This is a genomic window from Cellulomonas sp. URHE0023, from assembly GCF_000688475.1.
GTDB lineage: Bacteria > Actinomycetota > Actinomycetes > Actinomycetales > Cellulomonadaceae > Cellulomonas.
The window spans coordinates 386,438-403,379 of record NZ_JIAN01000005.1; the positions used below are offsets into that span (position 1 = coordinate 386,438).

The window sequence follows — 16,942 nt, forward strand, 5'->3', positions numbered from 1 at the left end:
ATACTCTACGGCCCGATTCCTGGCCACTCGGAGACCGCCGCGACGGCGCGCCCTACCCTGGACCGGTGAGCCGGCCCCTGCGCGACGTCCCCGCGCGGGCCGATCTCCTGCTCCCGGCGCTCGCGGCCGCTCTCGACGGCACGGGCGCCGCCGTCGGCCCGGGCCCCGACACGGTCGCCGACGAGGTCGCGCTCGTGGTGCGCACGTCCGGCTCGACCGGCGACCCGCGCGGCGTGCTGCTCTCGGCCGCCGCGCTGCGCGCCTCGGCGGCCGCGACGGCCGACCGCCTGGCCGGTCCGGGGCACTGGCTCCTCGCACTGCCGCTGCAGCACGTCGCCGGTCTGCAGGTCCTGGTCCGGTCGGTGCTCGCAGGCACCCGACCGGTCGTCCTGCCGGACGGGCCGTTCCGGGCACCCGCCTTCGTGGCCGCGGCGACCACCATGCATTCCGGCCCCCGGTACACGTCACTCGTTCCGACCCAGCTCGTACGGCTTCTGGACGACCCCGCCGGCTCCGACGCCCTGCGCGAGTTCGACGCCGTGCTGGTCGGTGGTGCCGCGACGGGCAGCGACCTGCTGGACCGGGCCCGGTCCGCGGGTGTCGCGGTGGTCACCACCTACGGGATGTCCGAGACGTGCGGCGGCTGCGTGTACGACGGTGTCCCGCTCGACGGCGTCTCCGTCCGGACCGATGACGCGGGGCGCATCCTGCTGGCGGGACCGGTCCTGGCCGAGGGGTACACGGGCGGGCGCGGCCACCTCGAGGACCCGTTCGTGCACGTCGACGGGCGTCGCTGGCTGGTGACCTCCGACCTCGGGTCCTGGGCGGGCGGACGGCTCACCGTGCTGGGCCGGGCCGACGACGTGCTGGTCAGCGGCGGCACCAAGGTCTCGCCGCACGCGGTCGAGGCGGTCCTCGAACGGTTCGGCGAGGTGGTCGTCGTCGGACTTCCGGACGCCGAGTGGGGGCAGGTCGTGGTGGCCGTCGTGGTGCCGCGCCCGGGGAGCACGCCGACGCTCGCGGACGCACGCGCGGTGGTCACCGAACGCCTCGGCGCGGCCCACGCCCCGCGCCACCTCGTGGTCACAGGTTCGCTCCCGCTGCGCGGGCCGGGCAAGATCGACCGTCGGGCCGCCGCACGGCTCGCCGGTGCCCTGCTCCAGCAAGGGACCTTCATCGAGAGGAACGACACGTGACCACTGCCAGCGACTGGGTGCAGGGCGCTCGTCTGCGCACGCTGCCTGCCGCCGCCGCCCCGGTCCTCGTCGGCAGCGGCGCCGCCGCTCACCTGGGCGCGTTCGACCTCGGTCGGGCCGCCCTGGCCCTCGGGGTCGCCCTCGCTCTGCAGGTGGGTGTCAACTACGCCAACGACTACTCCGACGGGATCCGCGGTACCGACGTCGACCGCGTCGGTCCTCTGCGCCTGACCGCGTCCGGCACAGCGAGCCCGAGGACGGTCAAGGGCGCGGCTTTCACGGCGTTCGGCGTCGCCGCGGTGCTGGGCCTGTGGCTCGTCTCGCTGTCCGGCCAGTGGTGGTTGCTCGCCGTCGGGGCGGCCGCGATCCTCGCCGCTTGGGGATACACCGGCGGCCGCAAGCCCTACGGCTACCGGGGGCTCGGCGAGGTGGGCGTCTTCACGTTCTTCGGGCTGGTCGCCGTGCTCGGCACGACGTACACCCAGGCGGGCGAGGTCTCCTGGGCCGCCTGGGTGGGGGCGGTCGCTGTCGGGATGCTCGCGTGCGCCCTGCTCATGGCCAACAACCTGCGCGACGTGCCCACGGACGCGCTCGTCGGCAAGCGCACTCTGGCCGTGCGCCTCGGCGAGCACCGGTCGCGCCGGGTCTACGCCGGGCTCGTGGTGCTCCCGGTCCTCCTCGGCGGCATCGGGTGCGCGTTCGCGAACCCGTGGACGCTGATCGTCCTGCTCCTGCTGTTCCCGTCGGTCGCGCTCGCCGTGACGGTCCTGCTGGGTGCTCGCGGCCGCGCGCTGGTGCCCGTGCTCATGTTCACCGGGCTGCTCGAGCTGGCCTTCGGGATCCTGCTCGGCATCGGCCTCGCGCTCTAGGGCTCCCGCCGGGCCGCCTCGTCCGCGGCATCCTCGACGATCGCGTCGACGTCGGGTCGGCGTCCGCGCTCCACGCGGTCCGCGATGTGCCGAGCGGCCGCGTCGCGCTGGCGGGACAGCAGCACGTAGGAGAGTCCCCACGCCAGGAAGGCCGCGACGACGGGGGTCAGCCACGACCGCATCCCGACCCACCACAAGATGGCGAAGCACACGGCGAACAGGGCGAGGCGCAGGATCGAGAAGACGACGACGGGCACGGGCACCAGGGTAGGCCGCTGGGGCCCTCATCCCGCCCCGCGGCGTCTACTCTGACGAGATGCGCAACCTCGTCGTCCTGGCGCTCCTCGGCCTGACGATCTACTGCCTGTTCGACATCCTCCGCAGCACGCGCGACGAGCGGCTCGGGGTTCACCCCGTGCTCTGGATCCTCCTCGTGCTGGTGGTGCCGGTCCTGGGTGCCCTGGTGTGGCTGGGCGTCCGCTGGTCCAGGCGTACGGCCTACGCGGAGATCTCCGACACGCCCCCCACGAGCCGGCCGGAACGCCTGCGCTCGCCGGCGCCCGACGACGACCCGGAGTTCCTGCGCCGGCTCGACGAGGAGCGCCGTCGCAACGACGGGCCACCTGCCGTCGGCTGACACCTTCGTGAACGATCGGTCCGTCCTTGCGCCGCGCGGCCAGAGAGCGCTCCCTGGAATCCATCCCGCGGCTTGACAGGAGGATTGTCCGGGTTGAGGGTGAACTCCCAGAGAGCGCTCCCTCGCCTCTCCGGCCCCATCCCACCTGTCAATGACGACCCTTGGGGGAAGCATGCCTCCCGTTCCACGCCCCGCAACCGGCACGACGGCCGCCACCGGCCGACCAGCCGGGCGCACCGCCCTCGCAGCCCTTGCTGTCATCGCCGTGGCCCTCGGCCTGGCCGCCGTCCGCGCCGACCAGGCGCACGCGGCCGTCGTCGTCCTGTCCCAGGGCAAGACGACCACGGCATCGTCCTCGGAGTCCGCCGGCACCGCGCCGAGCGCGGCGACCGACGGGAACACCGGCACCCGCTGGTCCAGCTCGTTCGCGGACAACCAGTGGATCCAGGTGGACCTGGGATCCACGCAGTCGTTCACCGAGATCGACCTCACCTGGGAGGCCGCCTACGCCTCCGCCTACACGATCCAGGTCTCGGACAACGGCTCGACGTGGACGACGGTGCGCAACGGCACCGCCACCTCCGCCGCCAAGCAGGCGCTCGCGATCAACGGCTCGGGCCGCTACGTGCGCCTCACCGGAACCCAACGGGCCACCCAGTACGGGATCTCGCTGTTCGAGCTCGAGGTCCTGGGCAGCACCGCACCGCCCGCCACCTCGACCTTGCTGTCGCAGGGCCGGCCCACCACCGCCTCCTCGGTGGAGTCCGCCGGCACGCCGGCGGCCTCCGCGACCGACGGCAACCTGGGCACCCGCTGGTCGAGCGCGTCCGCGGACCCGCAGTGGATCCAGGTGGACCTCGGGGCCGCCCGCGCCCTGACCCGCGTCGACCTCACGTGGGAGACCGCCTACGCGAGCGCGTTCCAGATCCAGACGTCCACGGACGGCACCGTCTGGACCACGCAGTCCTCGCAGACCGCGACCAGCAGCGCGAAGCAGTCGATCGCGCTGAGCGCCACGGCCCGCTACGTCCGGCTGTACTCCACGAAGCGCGCGACCGCGTACGGCGTCTCGCTGTGGGAGCTCCAGGTCTTCGGCGTCGCGGACGGCAGCACCACCCCGCCGCCCCCCACGCAGAACCCCGGCACCCCCGTGCTCCTCAGCTACAAGAAGCCGGGCACGGCGTCGACCAGCCAGGACGACGGCACCTGCTACCAGTGCACGCCCGACAAGGCGCTCGACGCGGACGCCGCCTCCCGCTGGGCCAGCGCCAACCCCGCCGGGTGGACCGACGCGGGGTGGATCCAGGTGGACCTCGGCGCCACGGCGCACGTCTCGCAGGTCGTCCTGCAGTGGGACCCCGCGTACGCCACGGGCTACCAGGTCCAGATCTCGGCCGACGGCAACGCCTGGAGCACGATCTACTCGACCACCACCGGCAAGGGGCTCAAGGAGACCCTGAACGTCTCCGGTGACGGCCGCTACGTCCGGCTGAACCTCACGAAGCGCAGCGGCCCGTACGGGTACTCCCTGTACGCGTTCGACGTCTACGGCACGGGCGGGAACCCCGTCCAGCCGCCGACGACGAACGTCCCCGCCCCGAACTTCACGCGCCTCGCCTTCAGCGACGAGTTCAACGGCACGTCGGGCACCGGACCGGACACCTCCAAGTGGACGGTGGACCCCGGCACCGGTCAGAACGGCGAGCAGCAGTACTACACGCCATCCGGCAACCTGAACATGGACGGCCAGGGCCACCTCGTCATCCAGGCGCGCAAGGAGGCGGCGGGCGGCCGCGACTACACCTCCGGGCGCATGAACACCACCAACAAGTTCATGTTCACCTACGGTCGCGTCGAGGCGCGCATCAAGGTCCCGGCGGGCCAGGGCTACTGGCCCGCGTTCTGGATGATGGGAGCCGACTTCCTGACCGGCCGGCCGTGGCCGTACAACGGCGAGGTCGACATCATGGAGGTCCTGGGCAAGGACACGACGACGTCGTACTCGACGCTGCACGCCCCCGCCTACAACGGCGCAGGCGGGTACGGCGGCTCGTACAAGCTCCCGGACGGAGCGCCGCTGTCCAACGACTTCCACACCTGGGCGGCGGAGTGGGACGCCAACGGCATCCGCTACTTCCTGGACAACCGCCTCGTCTTCACGGCCGACAAGGCGACCGTGGAGTCGACCCGGGGTCCGTGGATCTACGACCACGACTTCTACGTCATCCTCAACCTCGCCGTCGGGGGTGACTGGCCAGGTCCTGTGGACGCCACCACACCGTTCCCGGCACAGATGCTCGTGGACTACGTCCGCGTCTACCGCTGAGCAGAAGTGTGTGGCGGGCCCGGACCGGTCGGTCCGGGCCCGCCGCACCGGGTGCTAAGAAAGGACCCATGACCAGCAGGCCGGGACCGTCGACCATCGAGGAGGTGGCCCAGCGAGCCGGTGTCTCACGCTCCACGGTCTCGCGCGTGCTGAACGGGGTCGCGACAGTGGATCCCAAGATGCGTCGTGCCGTCGACGACGCCGTGCGCGCCACGGGGTACGTGCCGAACCTGGCCGCACGTTCGCTGGTCACACGCCGGACCAACTCGGTCGCGCTCGTGATCTCGGAGCCCGCCTCGGGGATCGCCGGCGCCGAGTTCCTGCAGCGGATCTTCTCGGACCCGTACTTCGGCCGCGTGACGGCGGGCGCCCAGCACGTGCTGCGCGCCACGGGCGTGCACCTCGTCGTGGTCCCGGCAGACCGCGAGGCGCACGACTTCGTACTCAGCTACCTGCGGCAGGGGCACGTGGACGGTGTGCTCTTCCTGGCCGGCGGCGACGAGCACGGGCTTCCGCACGCCCTGTACGAGATGAACGTGCCGGTCGTCCTGTCCCACCGGCCCAGCGCGGCACTCCCGGTGAGCTGGGTGGATGCCGACCAGACGATCGGCGGCCGGCTGGCGGCGGAGCATCTCGGCCGGCTCGGCCGCCGTCGCGCCGTGGTGCTCGCCGGGCCGCCCGAGCTGGCCGCCGCGCGTGAGCGGCTCGCGGGGTTCCGGGCGGCCGCCGAAGGGCTGGGCATCGCCGTCGCCGTGGTGCACGGTGACTACTCTGCGCGCAGCGGGACGGCAGGAGGACGCAGGATCCTGGCCGAGCACCCCACCGCCGACGCGGTCTTCGCAGCCAACGACCTGGTCGCCGAGGCGGTGGTGCGCGTCCTGGTGGACGCCGGACGGCACGTGCCGGCCGACGTCGCCGTCGTCGGGTTCGACGACAGCACGACAGCGCGCGACGCCGTCCCTGCCCTGACCACGATCCGTCAGCCGGTCGAGGACATGGCCGGGGAGATGGCCCGGCTCCTCCTGGACCGCATCCGGACGCCGGACCAGCCCGCTCGCGGCGTCATGTTCGCGCCGACGCTCGTGGTGCGCGAGACGGCCTAGGGAGCGCTCGGAGCCCGAAGGCCAGGAGGGCCTCCCCCAACGACAAGGACGAGCCGGCAGCCACGGGCTGATCCCGCGACCCACCGGACCGCGTCACCGTCCGGACCCCACGGCGGTGCCGTCAGGCGATCCAGCCACGGTCCCGGGCGATGCGGACGGCGTCGTGCCGGTTCGCCGCGCCCAGCTTGGTCACCGCGGCCGACAGGTAGTTGCGGGCCGTGCCCGCCGACAACGACGCCGCGCGCGCGATCGCCTCGACGGGTGCGCCGTCGGCGGCGAGCTCGAGGACGTCGGCCTCCCGGGCCGTGAGCGGGTTGTCACCGCCGCTGATCGCCTCGGCGGCGAGCTGCGGGTCAACGTACCGCCCGCCCGCGTGCACCGAGCGGATGACGTCGGCGAGCACGTGCGCCGAGACGGTCTTCGGCAGGAACCCCCGCACCCCGGCCGCGAGCGCGCGCTTGAGGTGCCCGGGTCGGCCGTGGCCGGTGACGATCACGCACGCGCAGCCGGGGACGTCCCGAGCCAGCGCCTCGGCGACGGCGATGCCGTCGAGGTCGGGCATCTGGAGGTCGAGGACCGCGACGTCCGGACGGTACGCGCGAGCCGTCGCGACCGCTTCGCTCCCGGTGCGGGCCTGCGCGACCACTTCGAGGTCGTCCTCGAGGTCGAGCAGGGCGGCCAGTCCCGAGCGGATGAGGTTCTCGTCGTCGGCGAGCACGACGCGGATCATGAGCCCACCGGCAGCCGCGCGATTAGCACGAAGGTGCCGCTCCCGGGCGGTTCCGGGGCGGCCGAGACCACCACGTCACCGCCGCGGACGGCCAGCCGCTCGCGCAGGCCGACCAGCCCGGTGCCGCCCGTGCCACCGGGGCGCGCACCGTCGTTGCCGATCGTCAGGACCGTGCCCTCGTGGTCCATGGCCAGGTCGAACGTCACGGCGGTCGCGTCGCTGTGCCGCAGGATGTTCGTCGTCGCCTCTCGAACCACCCAGCCGAGCGTCGTCTGGGTGTCCTGAGGCAGGCTGCCGCCGTCACCGACCACGCGGGTCTCGATCCCGGCAGCCCTCAGCACGGACCGCGCACCCGCCAGCTCCGTGGTCAGGTCGGTCGAGCGGTAGGCGCCGACGACGTCGCGCAGCTCCAGCATCGAGTCCTGCGCCGTCTGCCGGATCCGCGCCAGAAGCTCCTCGGAGCCGTCCTGGCCTCGGAGCACGAGCTTCTCGGCGAGCTCGCTGTCGATCGCGATGAGGGCGAGGTTGCGGCCGAGCACGTCGTGCAGGTCCCTCGAGAACCGGAGCCGCTCCTCGGCGACCGCGAGCCGCGCCTGCACTCCGCGCGCGTTGTACATCTGCCATAGGACGTCGAGCATCCACAGGGTCGCGCCGTAGATCACTGCGACGGTGCCGACGGTGAGCGCGTAGTTCACGGCCCAGACGACCTGGTCCTGCGTCACGGTCTGCACCACACCGAGCAGCAAGGCGGGCACCGTGACCGAGACCGCGAGCCAGGTCGGCCGCAGGAACGGGCTCACCGCGGCGGTCAGCGCCGCGCAGAACAGGATCGCCGAACCGCCCGCGGCCAGCCCGAACGTGAGGGGGTCCGTGTCGTCGGCGAACGCGACGGCGACCAGCACCCCGACCAAGGTGAGGAAGCACGCTGCAGCCAGCGGCAGTTGCACCGGACGTCGGCCACCCATCCGTCGGTCGACGCCTGCGCGCAGCACCAGGAGGCACGCGACGGTCTGCGCGACGACGACGGCCAGCAGGGCCGCCGTCCGTCTGTCGTGCGACGCCTTGTCGCCCGCAGCACCGACGACGACCAGCACCATCACCACGGGGGCGGTCGCCGACACCGCGTACAAGGACCAGCGCGTCAACAGGTCGATGCTGCGCCGCCCCTGCTCGTCCGTGGTCACCGGGTCATTAGCCCGTGCCCCGGCGACGAGCGCAAGTCTCACCTGCGCACGTCCCACCGGAACCACCGCCGGGCTGCCCACGTCCCGACCACCAGCCACCCGACCAGGATCGCGATCGGCGCCAGGATCGCTCCGCCAGAGCCCGCGAGGGCGATGTTCAGGAGGTCGACCGTCGGCGTCAGCGGGGAGTACGGAGCGACTGCCTGCACCCAGTCGGGCAAGGCGTCGAGGGGGAACACCAGCCCGCTGAGGAACAGCGGGATCAGCGTGCCCGGCAGCGTCGTCACCTGTGCCAGCTCGACGGTCCGGGTGAACGCCGTGCTGACCACGGCCAGGAGGACGAACACGGCGGTCCCGAGCACGACCGCGAGCGCTGCGAGCGGGACGTTCGAGCCTTCGGACGCACCGACCAGCACCACGACGAGCACCCCGCCGACGACCGCCTGAGCCCAGGTCAGGGCGATCGCCGGAGCAGCGGTGCCCAGCAGGATCTCGGCATCCCGCAGCTCACCGGTGCGCAACCGCTCCAGCACGCGGGCCTCGCGGCGCGCGACGATCGCCGTGACCAGGTTGAAGTAGACGCCGGACAGCATCGAGAAGCCGATGAGCAGGACGAGCAGAGCGCCCGTGCCGTTCTCGTACAGACCCGACGATGCCACCATCGGCACCGCCAGGACCGGGATGCCGACCGCGACCACCAGTGCCAGCGGGTCACGGCGGAGCAACGTGCCCTCGGCCCGCGCGAGCGACCCGACACGCGTCATGCCGCCACCCCCGCCGCGATCTCGAGGAACGCTTCCTCCAGCGTCGCGGGCCGCGTGCTGACCGCGAGACCCGGCGCCCACGCGTCCAGCGCTGCGATCGTCCCGGCCACGTCGTCGGTGGACACCGTGACCGTGTCCCCGACCACCTCGACGGTCCCGTCCAAGGGCGGCAGAGGCAGGACCGTGCGGAACGTGACGCGCTGCGCGTGCGCCGCCGCGACCGCCGCCGGTGTGCCGTCACGGACCACCACACCGCGGTGCAGGATGGCCAGCCGGTCGGCGAGCCGCTCCGCCTCCTGCAGGTGGTGGGTCGTCATCAGCACGGTCACGCCCGTGCCGAGCAGCTCGCGCACCAGCCGCCACGTGCGGGCCCGGCTCTCCGGGTCGAGCCCCGCGGTCGGTTCGTCGAGGAACAGGACGTCCGGCCTCCCGAGGACGGCGAGCGCAAGGTCGAGGCGGCGCCGCTCACCCCCGGACAGCTGCCGGACCCGCACCCGCGCGCGGTGCCGCAGGTCCAGCAGGTCGAGGACCTCGTCGATCGGCCGCGGCCTCGACAGCGTCCCCGCCCACATCCGCAGCGTCTCGGTGACCGTGAGCCCCGTCTGCAGACCGCCCTCCTGCAGCACGACCCCGGTGCGCGCCCGCACGGTGCGTCGCTCGCGGACCGGGTCATGGCCCAGCACGCGCACCGTGCCCCCGGTCGGCGGCGCGAGCCCTTCGATGACTTCCAGTGCGGACGTCTTGCCGGCGCCGTTGGTGCCGAGCAGGGCGAAGAGCTCCCCGCGGCGGACGGTCAGGCTCACGCCGCGGACCGCGTCGAATCCCTGGTACGAGCGCCACAGGTCCTCGACCTCGACTGCTGCTGTCTGCGTCATACCGCCAGCGTCGGCCCTGGCAGACCGGGGCGGCAGTGCGCCGACGCACGAGGTCACCGTGCGATCCGCACCGCCGACCCGTGACAGATGTCAGGTGCCGGCCGGGCGGCCTAGAGGCCCGAGTACGAGTGCTTGCCCGTGACCACGAGGTTCACGACGGTGAAGTTCATCAGCACCACGGCGTAGCCGACGAAGACGAAGTACGAGGCGCGGCGCCCGCTCCAGCCGCGCGTGGTGCGCGCGTGCAGATAGGCCGCGTACACCACCCAGGCGACGAACGTGCCGACCTCCTTGGGGTCCCAGCCCCAGTACCGTCCCCACGCGTGCTCGGCCCAGACGGCCCCGCCGATGAGGGTGAAGGTCCACAGGACGAACGCGACCGCGTTGAGCCGGAACGACATCGCCTCGAGGTCGCGACCGCTCGGGACCTGCTCGAGCCAGCTGAACCGGCGCCCGGACACGGTCGTGCGGACGCGTCCCGCGTTCTCGGGGAGCCCTTCCTCGCGGTAGCTCTTGAGCACCTGCAGCACCGACGCGCCGAACGCGACGGTGAAGATGCCCGTGGCGGCGATGGCGACCCCGACGTGCAGCACCAGCCAGTAGCTCTGCAGCGCGGGCTGCACGGCATCGGCCTGGATGTAGAACCAGTTGAGCGCGACGACGAGCGCGACGACCGCCAGCCCCATGACGACCACGGACAGGAACGCGATGATCCGGCGGCGCTGCACCACCGCGAGGATGAGTGTGGCCCAGAACACCGCGACCAGGGTGAACTCGTACATGTTGGCGGTGGGCCAGCGGCCCGCGGCGAACCCGCGCAGCACGATCCCCCCGAACAGCAGCGCGATCCCGAGCAGGTGCGTCGAGCGGGCGATGCCCTCGGCGCGGACCGACCTGCTCGGCGCCCTCTGGTCCGCCGACCCGGCAGCCGCGGAGACCGGTCCACCGCCGCCCGAGCCCACCATGGCGGGCTGCGCGACGCGCTGCGACCGCTCCGCGATGCGCGCGAGGTCCACGGCGTAGGCGACGAGCGCGACGGTGAACGCGGTCGCGGCGGCCCAGACCAGCAGGGTGCTCAGGTCACCGGTGTCCATCGTTCGCCTCTCCATCGGGGTGCTGCGCCAGGGTGGCCGCCAGTACCCGGTCCAGCTCGGGCTGCAGCCCGACGTCGTCCCCGCGCGCCAGGCCGGCCGCGGTCACCACTGTACGGCGGGAGGACCGGTCGTCGCCCTCGTCGTGTGCAGGCGTGAACCGCAGCCACACCCGGCGCCGCGGCGCGAACAGGGACGTGGCGAGTCCCGCGAAGGCGAGCAGCGCGAACACCAGGACGTACACGAGGGCGGGGTCGTGGCGCAGGTCGAGCGCGACGAACCGCTTGAGACCGTTGAAGGTCAACGTGCCCAGGCCGTCGGGCAGCTCGACCGTCTCGCCGGGCTTCACCACGAGGATCACGGGGTCGCCGTCGGCGTCCTTCACCTGCGTCATCCGGGCCTCGTCGAGCTCGTACACGTTCTGCGGGACCCCCGTGTCGAGACCGAGGTTCCCCTTCCACACGTTCAGCACGAGGACCGGGTCGTTCGGCTCCGGGAACTGGGAGACGTAGGCCGGTCCGTTCGGGGTCTCCACGGTCTTCTTCGTCGGCAGCAGGAACCCGATGAGGCCGACCTGGTCCTGTCCGTCGGTGACGTCCGGGACCTTCACCACGCCCTTCGACGTGTACACCTGGTCCTGCGGGAGGAACGGAGTGGGCCCGTCGCTGACCAGTGCGCCGGAGGCGTCGTGGATGGTCAGGTCCGGTGCGTACCCGTTGCCCTGCAGGTAGACCTTCGCGCCGCCCGCGTCGAGCGGGTGGTTGACCTTGATCGTCTCGGCTTGCGGCTTCTCCCCCGGCTCGGTCAGGGTCACGTGCGCCGTGAAGTCGCGCGACGCCAGCGTCTCGGGGTCGAACCGTGACTCGAAGTCGTCGAGCGCGAGCGTGAACGGCACGAGGCTGCTCGGGGAGTACGCGGTCCCGCGCTCGAACGTGTCGTAGGCGCCCTGCGAGTTGGCGAAGCCCGAGCCCTGGACCACGATCATCTGCCCGCGGTAGTGCAGGACCTGGCCGGTGGCCACCGAGATCAGGAGGCCGACGAGGGCGAGGTGGAACACCAGGTTGCCGGTCTCGCGCAGGTACCCGCGCTCACCCGCGACCGACCACGTCCCGTCGCCCTCGTCACGGGTCTCGACCCGGTAGGTGGGCACGAACGGAAGCAGCCGCCAGCCACGCCGCAGCACCGCGGTCGCACGTCGCGTGAGCTCTTCGGGGGTGTCGTCGGCCGTGCCGGAGCCCTGTGCGGGGAACCGCCCGAACCGTCTGGGCGCGCGGGGCGGCCGACCTCGCACGCCCGCGAGGTGCACCTTGGTGCGCGGCAGGATGCAGCCGACCAGCGACACGAAGAGGAGCAGGTAGATCGCGGAGAACCAGACCGACGAGTAGACGTTGAAGGCGCCGACGCGGTCGAGCACCGGTCCGAGCGAGGGGTGGTCGGTCAGGTAGGCGACGACCTTCTCCGGACTCTGCGCGCGCTGCGGCCAGACCGTCCCGGGGACCGCCGCGACCGCGAGCAGCATGAGCAGCAGGAGCGCGACCCGCATGCTGGTCAGCTGCCGCCACGCCCACCGCAGCCAGCCGGTCAGGCCGATGCCTTGCACCACCGGCCGCTGCTCGCCTGGGTCCGTCGGTTCGGTGAAGACGTCGGAGATGCCCTCGGGGCGGTACTGGCTCACGTCAGACCACCGGCACGAACGGCTCGTTGCCCGAGACGACACCCTGGAGCCAGCCTGCCCACTGACCCCAGACGCCGGTCACGAGCGCGAGGCCGAGCACGATGAGCAGCCCGCCGCCGAGCCGCATGATCGCGAGCCGGTGCCGGCGCAGGAACGCCAGGGCCTTCGCGCTGCGCTCGACGCTGAACGCCACGATCAGGAACGGCAGGCCGAGGCCGAGGCAGAACGCGACCGCGAGGATCCCGCCGCGGCCCGCGGTGCCCCCGTCGAGGGACAGGGCGATGATCGCGGCGAGCGTCGGTCCGATGCAGGGCGCCCACCCGAGGCCGAACGTGACGCCCAGCAGGGGCGCACCCCAGAGTCCGGCCCGCGGGGCCAGGTGCACGCGCCGCTCGTTCTGCAGGAACGGGATGAAGCCCAGGAACGCCAGACCCATGACGATCACGACGACACCGAGCACCCGCATGATCACGTCCTGGTACTCCAGGAGCACCCCGCCGAGGGACCCTGCGAGGATCCCGAGCGCGAGGTAGACGGCCGTGAACCCCGCGATGAAGAGCGAGACGCCGAGCATCAGTCGGGAACGGGCGGGCTTCGGTACGGGGGTGCCGATCGGGCGACTCCCGGCCGCACCGGTCATCCCTCCGAGGTAGCCGAGGTAGGCGGGGACGAGCGGCAGGACGCACGGCGACGCGAACGAGACCAGCCCGGCGAGCAGCGCGACGGGGACGGCCAGCAGCAGCGAACCGGAGATGATCGCCTGACCGAAGGCGTCACCGGCGCTCCCGATGATCACGTGGACGGGGTCGCGGCGGGCTCGGCGTGCACGGGCTCGGCGACCAGCTCGTCGACCATCGAGCGCAGCGTGGACGGGTCGACGACCCCCAGGATCCGGCCCGCGACCATCCCGTTGCGGTCGAGCACGATCGTCGTGGGCACTGCGTTGACCGGGACGACGCCCTCGAGCGCGGCGACGGCGGAACCGTCCTCGTCGTGGATGCTCGGGTACGGCACGCCGTGGTTCGTCTGGAACGCCTGCGCGGTGCCCGCGGCGTCCGTGTGGTTGATGCCGAGCACGTGGACGCCCTGGTCCGCGTAGTCATCGGCGATCGCGGCCAGGTCCGGGGCCTCGGCACGGCACGGCGGGCAGTTGGCGTACCAGGTGTTCAGCACGACGACGTCGCCGGCCCAGTCGGTCACGTCCTGGGTCGCACCCTCGTAGTCGGTGCCACTGAGGGTCACGGGCCCCTGCCGGTCCGCGGCGGCCCAGGTGCGAGTGCTGCCGTCGCCGGACTGGTAGCCCTGCTGCGCGACGTCGCCGCTGGTGGCCGGCTGGCTGCAGCCGGTCAGGAGCATGGCACCGGCCGCCAGCAGGCCCGTGACCAGCACGGCAGCGGAGCGCACCTGCACGTCAGGCTCCCGCGACGGACGAGGTCCCGGGCAGCAGCGCAGCGGCGGGCTCGCTGTAGCCGATGCCGACGAGGGTGTCGTCCTGGTACCGCAGGCTGGTCAGGGACGCGACGGAGCACTGGCGCCGGCGCGGGTCGTGCCACAGGCGGCGATTCTCGAGCGCGAGGCGCGTCACCCACACGGGCAGCTGGTGGCTGACCAGGACGGCCTCGTGGCCGCGTGCGAGGACGAGCGCGTCCGCGACGGCGGCCAGCATGCGCTCGACCTGCTCCGTGTACGGCTCGCCCCATGACGGGCGGAAGGGGTTGCGCAGGTACGGCCAGTGCTCGGGGTGGCGCAACGAGCCGTCGCCCACGCCGAAGGTCATGCCCTCGAAGTGGTTTCCTGCCTCGATGATGCGCGGCTCGGTCGCGATGTCCACCCCGAACGCCGCAGCGATCGGCCCGGCGGTCTCCTGCGCCCGCTGCAGCGGGGAGGCGATGACGGCAACGACGTCCCTGCGCGGCGGCGGCGCGGTGTCGGCCGGACCGTTGACGCGACGTTCGCCCCCGGGTGCTCCGGTCGCGGTGCCCGCGAGGTGCGCGGCGACCGTCTCGGCCATGGCCGCACCGCGCTCGGACAGGCGGTAGCCCGGCAGTCGGCCGTAGAGCACACCCTCGGGGTTGTGCACCTCGCCGTGCCGCATCAGGTGGATCGTCGTGTCGACCATGGGGTCAGTCTCGCAAACACTCCTGTGGACTCAGCACGCGTCGGGTTCCCCCTCGACGTGACACGCGCCACCCGTCAGGTGCACGCGCACGGTCTCCATCGCGTCGCCGAGCGCTGCGAACTGCTCCGGGGTGAGCACGTCGACCAGGTGGTCCCGCACCGACTGGACGTGCCCGGGGGCCGCCGCGACGAGCGTCGCCCACCCCTTGTCGGTCATCGTCGCGTTCACGCCACGAGCGTCGGACTCGCAGGGCACGCGCGCGACGAGACCGGACTCCTCCATCCGACGCACGGTGTGCGTGAGCCGACTGCGCGAGTGCGCGACGTTGTCGGCGAGCTGCGCCATGCGCAGGGTCCGCCCAGGCGCCTCGGAGAGGCGGACCAGCACCTCGTACTCGTGCGTGGACAGACCGGACTTCGCGTCGAGCTCGTGCTCGAGCACCGCGAGGAGCCGCGCGACGCCCTGGCGGAACGAGCGCCACGTCTTCTGCTGCTCTTCGGTCAGCCACTCGACCGTCTCGGCGGTGACCTCTGTGGTCGTGCTCACAACACGCCTCCTCGGCTCGGGTTGCGGGGACGTCTCAAGTGTAGTACAACTTTGAACTAACGGATTAGTTGACTCTTCAACATCTCGGAGGACATGCCATGAGCACCAGCACCAGCACCGCACTCCCCACCGGCCTCACCACCGGCACGTGGGCCGTCGACGCCTCCCACACCGAGGCAGGCTTCACCGTGCGTCACGCCGGGATCTCCAAGGTCCGCGGAACCATCGCGGTCACCGAGGGCGTCATCACCGTCGGCGACGACCTCGAGACCACCTCGGTCTCGGTCACGCTCGACCCCTCGACCGTCTCCACCGGAGACGCCAACCGCGACGGGCACCTCAAGAGCGGCGACTTCTTCGACGTCGAGAAGTTCGGCCAGTGGACCTTCGTCTCCACCGCGGTGCGCGAGGCCGGCAGCAAGCACGTCATCGTCGGCGACCTGACCATCCACGGCGTCACGCAGTCCGTCGAGCTCGACACCGAGTTCAACGGCACCGCCGTCGACCCGTTCGGCAACACCCGCGCCGGGTTCGAGGCCACCGTCGCCATCTCGCGCAAGGACTTCGGCCTGACGTGGAACGCGGCCCTCGAGGCGGGCGGCGTGCTCGTCGGCGACAAGGTCACGATCGCGCTAGACGTGTCGGCCATCAAGGGCTGACCTGCTTCACGCACGACGACGAGCCGGTGCCCGTGGGGGCACCGGCTCTCGTCATGCCCAGTCCCCCGTGCTGGTCCGGCGCCTGTCGTGGAACGCCAGGATCTGCAGCTCCGACGCCACGTCGACGGCCCGCAGGTCCACGCGTGCCGGCACCCGCAGCGCGCGCGGCGCGAAGGTCAGGATCCCGACCACACCGGCCTCGACGAGCGCGTCGCACACCTCCTGCGCGCTGGACGCCGGGGTCGCGATGATGCCGATGGTCGCGTCCGTCGTCCTGACCACCTCGCCCACGTCCTGCCAGGGCCGCACCACCAGCCCCGCGACGGTGGTCCCGACGACGGCCGGGTCCGCGTCGACGAGGCCGACGACCGCGAAGCCTCGCTCCGCGAAGACCGAGTAGCTCGCCAGAGCGTGCCCCAGGTTCCCGATGCCGACGATCACGACCCGCCGCTGCGTGGTCAGGCCGAGCACCACACCGATCTGCTCGGACAGGTGCTCCACGTCGTACCCGACACCACGCCGGCCGTACGAGCCCAGGAACGACAGGTCCTTGCGCAGCTGCGCCGGGGTGACACCCGCGGCATGCGCGAGCTCGTCCGACGACGTCGTGACCACGCCCTCAAGCCCTTGCAGCGCCCGCAGGTACCCGGGCAGCCGAGCGACCGTCGACGGCGGCACCTCCCGGGCAGGCCCTTGGCCGACCGCTCTCGCCGCGCGGACGGATCCACGCGCCGTCCGCTGCGTGTCCACATCGACTCCCGCGACAGCCCTGCCGGCCCTCGGGCCGGATCCTGACGTCAGGGTAGGGGTCGCGACCCGGGCCCGGTAAGGGTTCGACGCAGACGCGCGGCATCGATCCGCCAGTACCCCTGCTGGACCCCGTCCACCTCGACCACCGGGACGAGCTCACCGAGCTCGTCGACCAGGTCCCGGCCCTCGTACGGACCTGCCTCGATGTCGACCTCGGTCCACCCCGAGCCCGTCTCCGCGCAGACGCTGCGCACCACGTCACGCGCGTCATCGCACAGGTGGCAACCCGAGCGGCCGTACAGCACGACCCTCGTCTGCACCGTGTTCGTCATGCGTTCACCGTACCGACCGAGGTCAGGCGCGTCCGACCACCGCTCGTCGTTACAGTGGAAGCGTGCGCCCGGCCGTCGAGAGTCCC

Annotated in this window: 19 protein-coding genes; 6 read left to right on the forward strand and 13 right to left on the reverse strand. The window is 72.3% G+C overall.

What is annotated here, in order from left to right; genetic code table 11:
* The first annotated feature begins 65 nt into the window (after positions 1–65).
* Together menE and N553_RS0101875 are read left to right on the forward strand one after the other, a co-directional pair.
* Positions 66–1,196: an o-succinylbenzoate--CoA ligase gene (gene menE, locus N553_RS20595; RefSeq protein WP_156043659.1), complete on the forward strand. Its 1,131-nt coding sequence runs from the start codon at positions 66–68 to the stop codon at positions 1,194–1,196.
* Complete coding sequence (locus tag N553_RS0101875) at positions 1,193–2,065, forward strand: 1,4-dihydroxy-2-naphthoate polyprenyltransferase (protein WP_028045128.1); 873 nt, start codon at positions 1,193–1,195, stop codon at positions 2,063–2,065. The genes menE and N553_RS0101875 overlap by 4 nt, the downstream gene beginning before the upstream one ends.
* Here N553_RS0101875 and N553_RS0101880 read toward each other — a convergent pair.
* Entirely contained in the window at positions 2,062–2,322 is a 261-nt protein-coding gene (locus N553_RS0101880; protein ID WP_028045129.1) for a DUF4229 domain-containing protein, read from the reverse strand. The two genes, N553_RS0101875 and N553_RS0101880, sit on opposite strands and share 4 nt — an antisense overlap.
* A 59-nt stretch (positions 2,323–2,381) precedes the next feature.
* Here N553_RS0101880 and N553_RS0101885 point away from each other — a divergent pair, with 59 nt between their 5' ends.
* The 3 genes from N553_RS0101885 to N553_RS0101895 all read left to right on the forward strand — a co-directional run bounded on the left by N553_RS0101885 (position 2,382) and on the right by N553_RS0101895 (position 6,131).
* Positions 2,382–2,702 (forward strand): PLDc N-terminal domain-containing protein, encoded by a 321-nt coding sequence (locus N553_RS0101885; RefSeq protein WP_028045130.1) that lies wholly within the window; start codon positions 2,382–2,384, stop codon positions 2,700–2,702.
* A 172-nt stretch (positions 2,703–2,874) separates the two neighbouring features.
* Positions 2,875–5,028: a discoidin domain-containing protein gene (locus tag N553_RS0101890; protein WP_081844314.1), complete on the forward strand. Its 2,154-nt coding sequence runs from the start codon at positions 2,875–2,877 to the stop codon at positions 5,026–5,028.
* A 68-nt stretch (positions 5,029–5,096) separates the two neighbouring features.
* Entirely contained in the window at positions 5,097–6,131 is a 1,035-nt protein-coding gene (locus N553_RS0101895; protein ID WP_028045132.1) for a LacI family DNA-binding transcriptional regulator, read from the forward strand.
* A 121-nt stretch (positions 6,132–6,252) separates the two neighbouring features.
* Here N553_RS0101895 and N553_RS0101900 read toward each other — a convergent pair whose 3' ends face one another.
* The 10 genes from N553_RS0101900 to N553_RS0101945 all read right to left on the reverse strand — a co-directional run bounded on the left by N553_RS0101900 (position 6,253) and on the right by N553_RS0101945 (position 15,115).
* On the reverse strand, positions 6,253–6,861 hold the full coding sequence (locus N553_RS0101900) for a DNA-binding response regulator (protein ID WP_028045133.1): 609 nt from the start codon (positions 6,859–6,861) through the stop codon (positions 6,253–6,255).
* Positions 6,858–8,087 carry a sensor histidine kinase gene (locus N553_RS0101905; RefSeq protein WP_231505134.1) on the reverse strand — a complete coding sequence of 410 codons (1,230 nt, stop codon included), beginning with the start codon at positions 8,085–8,087 and terminating at the stop codon, positions 6,858–6,860. Before N553_RS0101905 ends, N553_RS0101900 begins: the two co-directional genes overlap by 4 nt.
* The gene (locus N553_RS0101910) at positions 8,084–8,809 is read right to left on the reverse strand and encodes an ABC transporter permease (protein ID WP_028045135.1); all 726 of its coding nucleotides are present in this window, start codon (positions 8,807–8,809) and stop codon (positions 8,084–8,086) included. The genes N553_RS0101905 and N553_RS0101910 overlap by 4 nt, the downstream gene beginning before the upstream one ends.
* The gene (locus N553_RS0101915; protein WP_028045136.1) at positions 8,806–9,684 is read right to left on the reverse strand and encodes an ABC transporter ATP-binding protein; all 879 of its coding nucleotides are present in this window, start codon (positions 9,682–9,684) and stop codon (positions 8,806–8,808) included. Before N553_RS0101915 ends, N553_RS0101910 begins: the two co-directional genes overlap by 4 nt.
* 110 nt (positions 9,685–9,794) lie before the next feature.
* Positions 9,795–10,778, reverse strand: a complete 984-nt coding sequence (gene ccsB, locus N553_RS0101920; protein WP_028045137.1) for a c-type cytochrome biogenesis protein CcsB — start codon at positions 10,776–10,778, stop codon at positions 9,795–9,797.
* Complete coding sequence (locus tag N553_RS20600; RefSeq protein ID WP_051639750.1) at positions 10,765–12,450, reverse strand: cytochrome c biogenesis protein ResB; 1,686 nt, start codon at positions 12,448–12,450, stop codon at positions 10,765–10,767. The genes ccsB and N553_RS20600 overlap by 14 nt, the downstream gene beginning before the upstream one ends.
* A gap of 1 nt (position 12,451) precedes the next feature.
* On the reverse strand, positions 12,452–13,246 hold the full coding sequence (locus tag N553_RS0101930; RefSeq protein WP_028045138.1) for a cytochrome c biogenesis CcdA family protein: 795 nt from the start codon (positions 13,244–13,246) through the stop codon (positions 12,452–12,454).
* Positions 13,243–13,860, reverse strand: a complete 618-nt coding sequence (locus N553_RS0101935) for a TlpA family protein disulfide reductase (protein ID WP_369796650.1) — start codon at positions 13,858–13,860, stop codon at positions 13,243–13,245. The genes N553_RS0101930 and N553_RS0101935 overlap by 4 nt, the downstream gene beginning before the upstream one ends.
* Before the next feature lies 1 nt (position 13,861).
* Complete coding sequence (locus N553_RS0101940; protein ID WP_028045140.1) at positions 13,862–14,569, reverse strand: histidine phosphatase family protein; 708 nt, start codon at positions 14,567–14,569, stop codon at positions 13,862–13,864.
* Positions 14,570–14,599: 30 nt separating this feature from the next.
* Positions 14,600–15,115 carry a MarR family winged helix-turn-helix transcriptional regulator gene (locus N553_RS0101945; RefSeq protein ID WP_028045141.1) on the reverse strand — a complete coding sequence of 172 codons (516 nt, stop codon included), beginning with the start codon at positions 15,113–15,115 and terminating at the stop codon, positions 14,600–14,602.
* Between the two features lie 98 nt (positions 15,116–15,213).
* Here N553_RS0101945 and N553_RS0101950 point away from each other — a divergent pair, with 98 nt between their 5' ends.
* Entirely contained in the window at positions 15,214–15,774 is a 561-nt protein-coding gene (locus N553_RS0101950; protein WP_028045142.1) for a YceI family protein, read from the forward strand.
* A gap of 51 nt (positions 15,775–15,825) precedes the next feature.
* On the opposite strand, the gene N553_RS0101955 is transcribed toward N553_RS0101950, so the two are convergent.
* Positions 15,826–16,524: a redox-sensing transcriptional repressor Rex gene (locus tag N553_RS0101955; protein ID WP_028045143.1), complete on the reverse strand. Its 699-nt coding sequence runs from the start codon at positions 16,522–16,524 to the stop codon at positions 15,826–15,828.
* Positions 16,525–16,571: 47 nt separating this feature from the next.
* Entirely contained in the window at positions 16,572–16,856 is a 285-nt protein-coding gene (locus tag N553_RS0101960; protein ID WP_028045144.1) for a glutaredoxin family protein, read from the reverse strand.
* Positions 16,857–16,942 lie beyond the last annotated feature (86 nt).

Bases quoted from the DNA above. Each gene is read 5' to 3' on its own strand.
- N553_RS0101885 (WP_028045130.1), top strand. From the start codon at position 2,382: ATGCGCAACCTCGTCGTCCTGGCGCTCCTCGGCCTGACGATCTACTGC.
- N553_RS0101900 (WP_028045133.1), bottom strand. From the start codon at position 6,861: ATGATCCGCGTCGTGCTCGCCGACGACGAGAACCTCATCCGCTCGGGA.
- N553_RS0101910 (WP_028045135.1), bottom strand. From the start codon at position 8,809: ATGACGCGTGTCGGGTCGCTCGCGCGGGCCGAGGGCACGTTGCTCCGC.
- ccsB (WP_028045137.1), bottom strand. From the start codon at position 10,778: ATGGACACCGGTGACCTGAGCACCCTGCTGGTCTGGGCCGCCGCGACC.
- N553_RS0101895 (WP_028045132.1), top strand. From the start codon at position 5,097: ATGACCAGCAGGCCGGGACCGTCGACCATCGAGGAGGTGGCCCAGCGA.
- N553_RS0101915 (WP_028045136.1), bottom strand. From the start codon at position 9,684: ATGACGCAGACAGCAGCAGTCGAGGTCGAGGACCTGTGGCGCTCGTAC.
- N553_RS0101950 (WP_028045142.1), top strand. From the start codon at position 15,214: ATGAGCACCAGCACCAGCACCGCACTCCCCACCGGCCTCACCACCGGC.
- N553_RS0101890 (WP_081844314.1), top strand. From the start codon at position 2,875: ATGCCTCCCGTTCCACGCCCCGCAACCGGCACGACGGCCGCCACCGGC.
- N553_RS0101960 (WP_028045144.1), bottom strand. From the start codon at position 16,856: ATGACGAACACGGTGCAGACGAGGGTCGTGCTGTACGGCCGCTCGGGT.
- N553_RS0101940 (WP_028045140.1), bottom strand. From the start codon at position 14,569: ATGGTCGACACGACGATCCACCTGATGCGGCACGGCGAGGTGCACAAC.